Annotated in this window: 10 protein-coding genes and 1 tRNA gene; 7 read left to right on the forward strand and 4 right to left on the reverse strand. The window is 70.3% G+C overall.

Annotated elements, in window-relative coordinates:
- Positions 1-71: 71 nt before the first annotated feature.
- The 3 genes from AC1DXV_RS11590 to ompR are packed head-to-tail and all read right to left on the reverse strand — an operon-like array spanning position 72 to position 3,172.
- The gene (locus AC1DXV_RS11590; protein ID WP_477870021.1) at positions 72-1,106 is read right to left on the reverse strand and encodes a metallophosphoesterase; all 1,035 of its coding nucleotides are present in this window, start codon (positions 1,104-1,106) and stop codon (positions 72-74) included.
- On the reverse strand, positions 1,103-2,431 hold the full coding sequence (locus tag AC1DXV_RS11595; protein WP_477933646.1) for an ATP-binding protein: 1,329 nt from the start codon (positions 2,429-2,431) through the stop codon (positions 1,103-1,105). Before AC1DXV_RS11595 ends, AC1DXV_RS11590 begins: the two co-directional genes overlap by 4 nt.
- Before the next feature lie 6 nt (positions 2,432-2,437).
- Positions 2,438-3,172 (reverse strand): osmolarity response regulator transcription factor OmpR, encoded by a 735-nt coding sequence (gene ompR, locus AC1DXV_RS11600; RefSeq protein WP_047512077.1) that lies wholly within the window; start codon positions 3,170-3,172, stop codon positions 2,438-2,440.
- A 190-nt stretch (positions 3,173-3,362) separates the two neighbouring features.
- Here ompR and AC1DXV_RS11605 point away from each other — a divergent pair, with 190 nt between their 5' ends.
- From AC1DXV_RS11605 to AC1DXV_RS11615, 3 genes are read left to right on the forward strand one after another with little or no spacing between them, the layout of a single operon-like run.
- On the forward strand, positions 3,363-4,730 hold the full coding sequence (locus AC1DXV_RS11605; RefSeq protein ID WP_477933648.1) for a DUF1800 domain-containing protein: 1,368 nt from the start codon (positions 3,363-3,365) through the stop codon (positions 4,728-4,730).
- A gap of 13 nt (positions 4,731-4,743) precedes the next feature.
- A complete protein-coding gene (locus tag AC1DXV_RS11610) occupies positions 4,744-5,955 on the forward strand; it encodes a DUF1501 domain-containing protein (RefSeq protein ID WP_477933650.1) in 1,212 nt (403 codons plus the stop codon).
- A gap of 47 nt (positions 5,956-6,002) precedes the next feature.
- A complete protein-coding gene (locus AC1DXV_RS11615; RefSeq protein WP_477867583.1) occupies positions 6,003-6,731 on the forward strand; it encodes an SIMPL domain-containing protein in 729 nt (242 codons plus the stop codon).
- A gap of 18 nt (positions 6,732-6,749) precedes the next feature.
- On the opposite strand, the gene AC1DXV_RS11620 is transcribed toward AC1DXV_RS11615, so the two are convergent.
- The gene (locus AC1DXV_RS11620; RefSeq protein ID WP_477933652.1) at positions 6,750-7,550 is read right to left on the reverse strand and encodes a 3-hydroxybutyrate dehydrogenase; all 801 of its coding nucleotides are present in this window, start codon (positions 7,548-7,550) and stop codon (positions 6,750-6,752) included.
- A gap of 22 nt (positions 7,551-7,572) precedes the next feature.
- On the opposite strand from AC1DXV_RS11620, the gene AC1DXV_RS11625 reads away from it, so the two are divergent.
- From AC1DXV_RS11625 to AC1DXV_RS11640, 4 genes are all read left to right on the forward strand, one after another.
- Positions 7,573-8,448: an alpha/beta fold hydrolase gene (locus AC1DXV_RS11625; RefSeq protein WP_477867588.1), complete on the forward strand. Its 876-nt coding sequence runs from the start codon at positions 7,573-7,575 to the stop codon at positions 8,446-8,448.
- Positions 8,445-10,718, forward strand: a complete 2,274-nt coding sequence (locus AC1DXV_RS11630) for a RelA/SpoT family protein (RefSeq protein ID WP_477933654.1) — start codon at positions 8,445-8,447, stop codon at positions 10,716-10,718. The genes AC1DXV_RS11625 and AC1DXV_RS11630 overlap by 4 nt, the downstream gene beginning before the upstream one ends.
- A gap of 68 nt (positions 10,719-10,786) precedes the next feature.
- A tRNA-Val gene (locus AC1DXV_RS11635) sits at positions 10,787-10,861 on the forward strand.
- Positions 10,862-10,940: 79 nt separating this feature from the next.
- Positions 10,941-11,240, forward strand: coding sequence for a hypothetical protein (locus tag AC1DXV_RS11640; protein WP_477867592.1), 300 nt, complete (start codon positions 10,941-10,943; stop codon positions 11,238-11,240).
- The last annotated feature ends 485 nt before the right edge of the window (positions 11,241-11,725 follow it).

Here is an 11,725-nt window from a genome sequence, read left to right on the forward strand (position 1 = left end):
TCGGGCGGTGTCATTTTTCAACACACCCTCGCGGGCCGCGAGGTCTTGCCGGAGCGATCTGACGGATGAGCCTAGAAGCTCAGCACGTCGATGGTGGGCGGCACGCGAAAGCGCAGCGGCAGCTTGTCGATGCCGACGCCCGGGGTCACGTAGACGCGGGCGTTCTTCAGTTCGTACAGGCCCTGCTGAAAACCGCCATCGGTGGCGTGTGCCAGCAGGTGTTTCGTGAAGACGGGGATGTCGATCTGCCCGCCGTGCGTGTGGCCGGCCAGCAGCAGCGCGGCCTCGTCGGGCTGCAGGTCGAACACCGTGTCGGGGTTGTGGGTCAGCATCACGCGGTGCGCGCGGTCGACGGTCCAGGGGTGCGTGCGCGAGGCGTCGAGGTCGCGCTGCGCCGAGCCCGCGGTGCGGTCGCCCAGGCCCTGCAACTCGCAGCGGCCGAGCGGCACGCGCTTGCCATCGATGGCCTCGACGTGCGCGGCTGCCAGCGCCTGCTGCAGCTCATCGCGGAGCGGTGGGCCGGGCCGCTGTTCGTCGTGGTTGCCCAGCACCGACAGCATGCGATGCCGCACGCCGGCCAGCGGCGCGAAGGTGGTGCGCAGGTCGTGGCTCGGCTCGAAGGTCCAGTCGCCGGCCACCAGCACCGCATCGACCTGCAGCGTGTTCAGCCGGTCGACGAGGCGCTGCAGTTCAGCCTCGCGCACATAGAGGCCGACGTGCAGGTCCGAGATCAGCGCGACGCGCACGCCGCAGCTCGTGCCGAGCGGGGTCTCGCGCACCTGCAGCCAGTTCGGCTCGATGAAGCGGGCCCAGGTGAAGCAGCCGCACAGCGCCAGCGCCACGAGGCCGGCGGCGGTGGCAGCGGGCTTGCGGCGGCGCGCGGTGCGCCAGGTTTCGCGCGCCAGCAGCGCCAGCACCGGCCACAGCAGCCACGAACACCAGTAGATCGCGAGCTTGACGATGACGCGGTGGCTGTCTTCCTCTTCGTACCAGGCGCCCTGGAAATCGCGCGCGACCAGCGCGCCGAACAGCACGACGATGGCGATGCCCAACAGCACGCGCCACCCGCGAGCCCCGGCGCGGGCGATCGGAGCCCCCATCGTCATGGCGCGCGCTTCAGCCTGACGTGCGCGACCAGCCCGCCATCGGAGGCGTTGGACAGCTCGAAGTTGCCGCCCATGCGCTGCACCGCCTTCTCGACGATCGCGAGGCCGAGGCCGGCGCCGGTCGCGGCGGTGCGCGCGGCGTCACCGCGGAAGAACGGGGTGGTGAGCTGCTTCAGCTTGTCGGGCGAGACGCCGGGGCCGTGGTCGCGCACGCTCAGGATCACCCACGGGCCGGTGCGCGCATAGCTCACCTGCACGCGCGCGATGCCGGAATCGGTGGAGCGGCCGTAGCGGCGCGCGTTCTCGAACAGGTTCTGGAACACGCGGCCGAGCTCGATCTCGTCGGCCATCACCTTGGTGTCGATCGCCACGCGCGAGCTGATGCGGATCTGGCTCGGGTCGCGGAAGCCCTGCATCTCGCGCTCGACCAGGCTGCTCACGTGCACCGGCACCAGCTTGGTCTCGCCGGGGCGGGCGTAGTCCATGAACTTGTCGATGATGGCGTCGAGCTGGTCGATGTCGAGCGCCATGTTGCGCTTGGCCTCTTCGTCGTGCACGCTCATCTCGGCCTCGAGCCGCATCCGCGCAAGCGGGGTGCGCAGGTCGTGCGAGATGCCGGCGAGCATCACCGCGCGGTCTTCTTCCACCTTGGCCAGTTCGCGCGCCATGCGGTTGAAGCCCATGTTGACCTGGCGGATCTCGCTGGTCAGCGTGTTCTCGTCGAGCTGCGACTCGTATTCACCGTCGCGGATGCGGCTGGCGGCGAACGACAGGTCGCGCAGCGGCTGGTTGATCAGCCGCGCGATCGCGGCCGAGCCGACCACGGTGGCGAGCAGCGCGATGCTGACCCACAGCAGCCAGGTGCTGCCGGCCAGCGGGCGCACGCGCGTCGGGTCGGCCTGCAGCCAGTAGGGATCCTTCTCGATCGAGAAGCCGACCCACAGGCCGCCGTTGCCGTTGACCGCGGTCGCGACGATGGTGTCGGGGCCGAGGCGGGTGCGCAGCTCCTGGCCGATGGCGCGCGAGAAGCGGTCGACCTCGAAGGCCTCCCATTTGTCGCCGGGCTCGCGCGGCAGCACGCGCACGGCTTCCTGGTCGGACATGGTCTTGACCAGCGTCACGCGGTTGATGCCGTCGGCATAGCGCAGCGCGGCGCGCGACAGGTTCACGAGGCTCGCGATCTGCTGCGCGGCCTGCACCGCGCGCGGCTCGAACTCGAGCGCGCGGAAGGTCTGCACCCACGCGAAGATCCCGCCGGTCAGCAGCACGGCCAGCAGGAAGAAGGTGCGCCAGAAAAGGCTCAGCGCGACGGCATTGCGGGCCATCCGTCTTTAGGCGGTGCCGTCCGGAACGAAGACGTAGCCGACGCCCCAGACGGTCTGGATGTAGCGCGGTTGGGCCGGATCGGGCTCGATCATCTTGCGCAGGCGCGAGATCTGCACGTCCAGGCTGCGGTCGAAGGGCTCGAACTCGCGGCCGCGGGCCAGCTGGGCCAGCTTGTCGCGCGACAGCGGCTGGCGCGGATGGCGCACCAGCGCCTTCAGCATCGAGAACTCGCCGGTGGTCAGCGCGATCTGCTCGCCGTCCTTCGACAGGCGGCGCAGCGCCAGGTCGAACTCGAACGGGCCGAAGGTGACCGTCTGCGCATCCTTGGCCGGGGCGCCCGGGGCTTCCATCGCCGGGCGGCGGCGCAGCACCGCATGGATGCGGGCCAGCAGTTCGCGCGGGTTGAAGGGCTTCGGCAGGTAGTCGTCGGCACCGACCTCCAGGCCGACGATGCGGTCGACATCCTCGACCTTGGCCGTCAGCATGATGATCGGCGTCACGTCGCTCGCGGCACGCAGCCGGCGGCAGATCGACAACCCGTCTTCGCCGGGCAGCATCAGGTCGAGCACGATCAGGTCGACCGTCTCGCGCGTCAGCACCCGGTTCAGGGCCTTGGCGTCCTCCGCCAGCAGGACTTCGAAGCCTTCTTGGGTCAGATAGCGGCGCAGCAGGTCGCGGATCCGGGCATCGTCATCGACCACGACAACGCGGTCGGGGCGGGCAGTGGCAGTGGGCGTCATCGACGGCTCCGTTGATTTGTAACAGCCGAGATTGTGCGCAGGTTCGATCCGGTTTTTGGGGGCTCCGGACCATCTGTTACAAATCTTGCGACACGGCTTTTCGGGTTTGGCAAGTGAAGGTTTGTGAAGGTCGGCAAGAGTTGTCGGCGAAGCTGGCGGCCGGTTCGTTGGGGGCCGACTGGAGAAACGCATGACGCTGAACGAAAGCGATGCCCGCCACCTGCTGACCCGCACCGGCTTCGTACCGTCGCCGCAGCAGCTCGCGCCCTGGATCGGCCTGAGTGCCGAGGCCGCCGTCGATCGGCTGATCGATGCGGCGCGCGGCGCGCGCCCCCTGCACCCGCCGCCCGACTTCACGCGCGAGGCGATCCGCACGCCGCTTGGCCAGTTGCCCGACGAGGACGCCCGCAAGGCGGCGCGCCAGCAGGCGCGGCGCGACACGCTGGACCTGGCCGCCTGGTGGCTGCAGGAGATGCGCGACACCCCGGCGCCGCTGGCCGAGCGCATGGTGCTGTTCTGGCACAACCACTTCGCGACCTCGGTGCAGAAGGTGCAGAGCCCGCAGGGCATGTTCATCCAGCAGCAGCTGTTGCGCACGCACGCACTCGGCTCGTTCGCCGAGCTGCTGCATGGCATCGCGCGCGATCCGGCGATGCTGATCTACCTCGACGGCGCGGCCAACAAGGCGCAGGCGCCGAACGAGAACTTCGCGCGCGAGGTGATGGAGCTGTTCACGCTCGGCGAAGGGCAGTACCGCGAGCAGGACATCCAGGAAGCCGCGCGCGCCTTCTCGGGCTGGACCGTCGACCGTGCCGATTGGAGCGCCCGCCTGCGCCCGCGCCTGCACGACAGCGGCAGCAAGACCTTGTTCGGACGCAGCGCCGCCTACGACGCCGATGGCGCGCTCGACCAGCTGCTCGCGCAGCCGGCCGCGCCGCGCTTCATCGCCGGCAAGCTGTGGCGCGAGTTCGTCTCGCCGGTGCCGGAGCCGGCCACGCTGGAGCGCGTCGCCGCGCGGCTGCGCGACAGCGGCTGGCGCATCGACGCGGCGCTGCGCGAGCTGCTGCTGAGCGATGCGTTCTGGGCGCCGGCCGCGCGCGCGGCGCTGATCAAGTCGCCGGTGGAGCTGACGGTGGGCACGCTGCGCCAGTTCGACGCGAAGTTCGACATGCAGCTCGATGCGATGCTGCCGATCGCGCGCGCCAGCGCCAAGCTCGGGCAGAGCCTGTTCGCGCCGCCCAACGTGAAGGGCTGGCCCGGCTACACCGACTGGATCGACAGCACGACGCTGCTGGAGCGCAAGCGCTTCACCGAGCGCCTGTTCCGCGGCGTCGAGATGGGTGGCGTCGAGAAGGGCGGGGGCGGGCTGCGCTTCGATGCGGACGCGTGGCTCGCGCCGCTCGGCGCCCATGCCGACCGCGAGCCCGATGAGCGCACCAAGGCGCGCATCGAGGCCGCGGTGCTGGCCGCGCCGCCGGTCAATCCGCTGCCGGCCGGCACGGTCGGGCTGTCGATGCTGCGGGCGCTGAGCCTGGACCCTGCGTTTCAACTGAAGTGACCTGGAGGCCGCGATGCGATCCACCCGTCGAGAATTCATGCGCCTGTCGGGCGCCGCCGTCGCCTGCAGCGGCCTGGCGCTGCCGGGCATTCCGTCCGCCGTCTGGGCCCAGGGCACGAACCGCCTGCAGGCGGYAGCCTCGGCCGCCGACCGCGTGCTGGTGCTGGTCGAGCTGAAGGGAGGCAACGACGGCCTGAACACCGTCGTGCCGTATGCCGATCCCGCGTACGCGGCGCTGCGGCCGACGCTCGCGCTGCCGCCCGCCGACCTGCTGCGGCTCGATGCCGCCCTCGGCCTGCATCCGGCGCTCGCACCGCTGATCCCCTTGTGGGAGAAGCACGAACTCGCGCTGCTGCTCGGCCTCGGCTACCCGCAGCCCAACCTGTCGCACTTCCGCTCGATCGAGATCTGGGACACCGCGTCGGCGGCACGCGAGTACCTCGACGAAGGCTGGGTGGCTCGCGCCTTCGATGCCGGGCTGCGCGGGCGAGGGCGCTTCACCGCCGAAGGCGTGGCCGTCGGCACCGCCGGGCTGGGCGCGCTGAGCGGCGCGCGCGCCGTCTCGCTGACCAGCGCCGAGGCCTTCGTCAACGAATCGCGCCTCGCGCGGCCGGCGGCCGTGCAGGGCAATGCGGCGCTCGCGCATGTGCTGAAGGTCGAGGCCGGCGTGCTGCAGGCGGCCGATGGCCTGCGCAACCCCGGTGCGCCGGCGTTGCGCACCGAGTTCCCGGCACACGGCTTCGGCCAGGCGGTGCGCGCCTGCTGCACGATCGTCGCCGGCCAGGCCGGGCGCGGCGGCGTGCCGGTGTTCCACCTGACGCACGGCAGCTTCGACACCCACCGCGGCCAGCTGCCCACGCATGCCGCGCTGCTGAAGCAGCTCGCCGAGGGCCTGGCCGCGTTGCGCGAAGGCCTGGTCGAGGCCGGCGCCTGGGACCGCACGCTGGTGCTGACGTATTCGGAGTTCGGCCGCCGCGCGCGCCAGAACCAGAGCGGCGGCACCGACCACGGCACCGCCGCGCCGCACTTCGCGATGGGCGGTGCGGTGCGCGGCGGCGTGATCGGCCGCATGCCCGACCTGCAACGACTGGACACCAATCAGAACCTGGTCCACACGGCAGATTTTCGGCAGGTCTATGCGACCATCGCGCAGCGCTGGTGGGGTGTCGATCCGCAGGTGGTGCTGAACGGGCGCTTCGATGCGCTGCCGTTCATCGCCGCCTGATCGGCTTGACCGGCCCACCGGTGGCATCCCACACACAAGGAGGATCCATGACGATTCAATCGAAGCTCTCGCCCCTGGCCGCCGTCGCGGCCTTTGCCGCCGCGCTGGCGGCCGAACCCGCACTGGCCGCCGAGCCGACGCCGTACAACGTGCTGAGCTTGTCGGCCAGCGCCACCGTCGAGGTCAACAAGGACCTGTTGAACGTGACGCTCAGCACCACCCGCGAGGGCACCGATGCCGGCACCGTGCAGGCGCAACTGAAGCAGGCACTCGACGCCGCGCTGGCCGAGGCCAAGCGCGTCGCGAAGCCGGGTGACATCGAGGTGCACACCGGCAACTTCTCGCTGTTCCCGCGCTACAGCCAGAAGGGCGGCATCAACGGCTGGCAGGGCACCGCCGAGCTGGTGGTCGAGGGCAAGGACATTCCCGGCATCGCCGCGCTCACCGCGAAGATCAGCACGCTGACGATCGCCCGCGTCGGCAGCAACCTGTCGCGCGAGCAACGCGAGAAGGTCGAGGCCGATGTCGCCGCGCAGGCCATCGCCCGCTACCGTGCGAAGGCGGCCGAGTACGCGAAGCAGTTCGGCTTCGCCAGCTACACGCTGCGCGAGATCAACATCGGCAGCAACGAACCGGTGATGTACGCCGCCGCGCCGATGGCCCGCATGAAGACGATGGGCGCCGCCGACGAGGCGCTGCCGGTCGAGCTGGGCAAGGGCAGCGTGACGGTCAGCGTCAACGGCTCGGTGGTGATGATCAAGGATCTGGCCAAGTGACCTCGCGGCGGCCGGCGCTCACTGCGCCGTCCAGCCGCCGTCCACCGCCCATGCCACGCCGCGCACGTTGTCGGCGGCGGCCGAGCACAGGAAGACCGCCAGGTCGCCCAGCTGCTGCGGCGTGACGAACTGCAGCGACGGCTGCTTCTCGCCCAGCAGCTCGCGCGAGGCCTGCTCCACCGCAATGCCCTCGCGCGCGGCCCGGTCGTCGATCTGCTTCTGCACCAGCGGCGTCAGCACCCAGCCGGGGCAGATCGCGTTCGACGTGATGCCGGTCTGCGCCGTCTCGAGTGCGATCGACTTGGTGAAGYCGACGATGCCATGCTTGGCGGCCACGTAGGCCGATTTCTGCGCCGACGCGACCAGCCCGTGCGCCGAGGCGATGTTGATGATGCGGCCCCAGTTGCGCGCGCGCATGCCGGGAATCGCCAGCCGCGTGGTGTGGAAGGCCGAGCTGAGGTTGATCGCGATGATCGCATCCCACTTGGCGGCGGGAAACTCCTCGACCGCGGCCACGTGCTGGATGCCGGCGTTGTTGACGAGGATGTCGACGCCGCCGAACTCGGCCTGCGCGTAGGCCATCATCGCCTCGATCTCGGCCGGCTTGCTCATGTCGGCACCGTGGTAGCCGGCCTTCACGCCGAGCGCAGCCACCTCGGCGCGCGCCGCCTCGAATTCGCCGAAGCCGTTGAGCACCACGTTGGCGCCCTGGCGCGCCAGGCACAGCGCGATGCCGTGGCCGATGCCGCTGGTGGAGCCGGTGACGAGGGCGGTTTTTCCTTTGAGCACGGTGGAGACCTCCAGGTTGATACAGTCCATTATCGAAGAGGAAGCCCGGCCCATGCATGAACCCCGCCTGAACCACGTGCAATGCCTCGACACCCGCGGCCTGCACCGCATGGCGTGGTGGGAGTGGGGCGACGCGGCCAACCCGCGCGTGCTGGTGTGCGTGCACGGCCTGTCGCGCCAGGGCCGCGACTTCGACACCTTCGCGCAGGCGATGCAGGGCGAGTACCGCGTGGTGTGCCCCGATGTCGTCGGGCGCGGCCAATCCGACCGGCTCGCCGACCCGATGGGCTACCAGATCCCCGCCTACGTGGCCGACATGGTCACGCTGCTCGCGCGGCTGAACGCCGGCACGCTGCACTGGGTCGGCACCTCGATGGGCGGGCTGATCGGCCTGGGGCTCGCGGCGCTGAAGCATTCGCCGGTGTCGAAGCTGGTGCTCAACGACGTCGGCCCGAGCATCGAGCCGGCGGCGCTGGCGCGCATCGGCACCTACCTCGGCCTGCCGGCGCGCTGGCGCAGCCTGGAGGAGGCGGCCGACGCGCTGTGGACCATCTCGCAGGGCTTCGGGCCGCACACCCGCGACCAATGGCTGGCGCTGACGCGGCCGATGCTGCGTGCCGACGCTGATGCCACTGGAGAGGGCTTCGTGCCGCACTACGATCCGCAGATCGCGCTGCCGTTCCGCGCCATCACGCCCGAGGCGGCACGCGCCGGCGAGGCCGTGCTGTGGGGCATGTACGACGCCATCGCCTGCCCGACGCTGCTGCTGCGTGGGGCCGACTCCGACCTGCTGACCCGCGCCACCGCGCAGGCGATGACGCAACGCGGCCCGCGGGCGCTGCTGCGCGAGTTCGACGGCGTCGGCCATGCGCCGATGCTGACCTCGCCCGAGCAGATCGCGGCCGTCCGGGAGTTCCTGCTGGCGTGAAGACCGGACTGCTCGACACCCACCAGGACGCGGCCCCGATCGTCCAGCTGGCCGCCGACACGGCCAGCGAGGCGGGCCGCGACGGCGAGGCTGCGCAGCTCGCACGCGCGCGCGCCTTCGCCGAGCCGCTGCTCGACGGCCAGGCGCTCGACACCGGTGAAGACGCGCTGGTGCATGCCGACGGCGTCGCCGCGATCCTGCAGGGCATCGGCGCCGCGCCGTCGATGCGCGCCGCCGCCTACCTGGTCTACGCGAGCGACTACCTCAGCAAGCCGGAGGAGGTCGTCAGCAAGGCCTTCGGCGCGTCGTACGCGAGCCTGGTGCTGCACACCCGCAAGCTGGTGCAGATCCAGCGCGCCGCGCGCGAGGCGAGGGTGCACGCCGAGCAGCGCGCCGAGCAGACCGAGCGGGTGCGCAAGATGCTGCTCGCGTTCTCGCGCGACCTGCGCGTGGTGCTGCTGCGCCTGGCCTCGCGGCTGCAGACGCTGCGCCACTTCGCGAGCAGCAAGCAGCCATGCCCGGCGGTGCTCGCGCGCGAATCGCTGCAGGTGTTCGCGCCGCTCGCCAACCGGCTGGGCATCTGGCAGATCAAGTGGGAGATGGAGGACCTGTCGTTCCGCTTCATCGAGCCGGTGCAGTACAAGAACGTCGCGCGGCTGCTCGACGAGAAGCGCGTCGAGCGCGAGCAGGGCGTCGAGGCCTTCCGCTGCCGGCTCGGCGAGGCACTGGCCGCGGCCGGGCTGCGCGCCGAGGTGCAGGGCCGGCCGAAGCACCTCTACAGCATCTGGAAGAAGATGCGCGGCAAGGGGCTGGACATCGACCGCGTGTTCGACGTGCGCGCGATGCGCGTGATCGTCGCCGACGTTCCCGACTGCTATGCGGTGCTGAGCCGCGTGCACGAGCTGTGGCCGCCGGTGCCGGGCGAGTTCGACGACTACATCGCGCGGCCGAAGGTGAACGGCTACCAGTCGCTGCACACCGTGGTGCAGGACGAGCACGGGCGGGCGGTCGAGGTGCAGATCCGCACGCGGGCGATGCACGAACACGCCGAGCACGGCGTGGCCGCGCACTGGGCCTACAAGGAGGCCGGCACCAAGGGCTATGCCGGCGTCAGCGCGAGCGGCGATTTCGACGCCCAGGTGGCCGAGGCGCGCAAGGCGGTGCTGCGGCAGCTGCTGGCGTGGGAGCGCGAGTTCATCGAAAGCGGCGACGAAGGCGGCGTCGAGCAGCGCAGCGAGCGCGCGGCGCCCGGCGCGGTGTTCGACGACCGCATCTACGTCTTCACGCCCGATGCCGCGGTGATCGAGCTGCCGGCCGGCGCGACGCCGATCGACTTCGCGTACACCGTGCACACCGACCTCGGCCACCGCTGCCGCGGCGCCAAGGTCGACGGCACGATGGTGCCGCTGAACACCCGGTTGCAGAGCGGGCAGACCGTCGAGGTGACGACGATCAAGGAAGGCGGGCCGTCGCTCGACTGGCTGAACGACAACCTGGGCTACCTGCAGAGCTCGCGCTCGAAGGCCAAGGTGCGGGCCTGGTTCAATGCGCTGGCGCTGCGCGACACCATCGCGCGCGGCCGCGAGGCGGTCGAGAAGCTGCTGCAGCGCGAGGGCAAGACGTCGATGAAGCTCGACGACCTGGCGGCGCAGCTTGGCTTCCGCCATGCCGAGGCGCTGTTCGAGGTGGTCGGCAAGGACGAGTTCTCGCTGCGCAACATCGAGGCGCTGCTGCGCCCGCCCGAACCGCAGCCCGACCCCGATGCGGTGATCACGCAGCGCCTGACCCGCCCCGAGGGCGAAGCGCCGAAGGGCGGCGTGCTGGTGGTGGGCGTCGAATCGCTGATGACCAGCCTGTCGCGCTGCTGCCGGCCGGCGCCGCCGGATGCGATCGGCGGCTACGTGACGCGCGGGCGCGGCGTGGCCATCCACCGCGCCGACTGCAGCAACTTCCGGCAGATGGCCGCGCGCAGCCCGGAGCGGGTGATCCAGGTCACCTGGGGCGAGCGGCGCGGCGACAAGCCCTCGCTGTACCCGGTCGACGTGCTGGTCGAGGCGGCCGACCGGCAGGGCCTGCTGCGCGACATCTCCGAGGTGTTCGCGAAGGAGAAGATGAACGTGACCGGCGTCAACACGCAGTCGGTGAAGGACGTGCGCGGCGGCACCGCGTGGATGACCTTCACCGTCGAGGTCGCCGATTCGGCCCGGCTGAACCAGGTGCTGGCGGCGGTGGACCGCATCGGCGGCGTGCGGAGTGCACGAAGGAAGTGAGTCGGTTGGCGAAGAAAATTCCGACCACGGCTGGATCCCAAAAAAACACATGCTATAGTCATGGACTCGGGCGATTAGCTCAGTGGTAGAGCGCCTCTTTGACGTGGAGGATGTCGGGAGTTCGACCCTCTCATCGCCCACCAAAACGTCTGGAAATCAGGGCCTGTTCCGAAAGGGACAGGCCCTTTTTCTATGGTCCTCTGAGGGCCCAGGAGATCCTTCATGGAGATGACCCCGCGCCGCCGCGAACTGATCGACGCCCACGTGGCCGAGACCCGCGTGCAGATGACCGAGCTGGCGTTCGAATTGAACGACCTCGTGCGCTTCGCGCTGTCGGCCGCCAAGCCCAAGGGCAACAAGGTCTACTACCCGATGGACCCGGTGAACGAGGGCATCCGCAACTGGAAGGACCTGCAGCGCAAGCTCGCGAAGCTCTCGGCGCGCGTCGATCAGGGCGTGGCGCGGCTGGGCGTGCAGCCCTTCGATCCGGAGGAGCCGGCGCAGGGCGATGCCGATTCCTGACGCCGGGCGGGGAGGGGAGGGTCACGGAGGTCGCCGCGAACCGGCCGAACGAGTTCATCTCGATCCGGCACCTCGGCTACATCGCCGACGGGGTTGAAGACACCGACAGCGAAGCCATCCGCGCCTGGGCGCCAGCCTACGAGAACGACACCTTCACGGCCACGCCGCAGGGAACGACGCTCACGGTCGACGAGGACATGAAGGATGAGTTCGATGGCATGGTGGAAACCTGGCCAAAGGCGCTGGGGACATTGAAGGCGCTGTGCGAGAGCGGGGGGCGGGGACGCCAAACCGGCTGGACGAGGTGGTCGCCCGGGTGTGGCCTGTAGTGCGAGTTCATGCGGCGGCACCGAAGGACAACAATCGACCCAAAGCGGAAGCTGGCTCAGGTTGAACAAGGTTCCGGAAAGCAGCCGTTCAACGTTGAACCTGAGCCCCAGGCGGCGGCCTGGCGACACGAGTCGGCTCGAGCGACAGGTTAGGCC

The organism is Rhizobacter sp. P3_C12 (assembly GCF_056402735.1).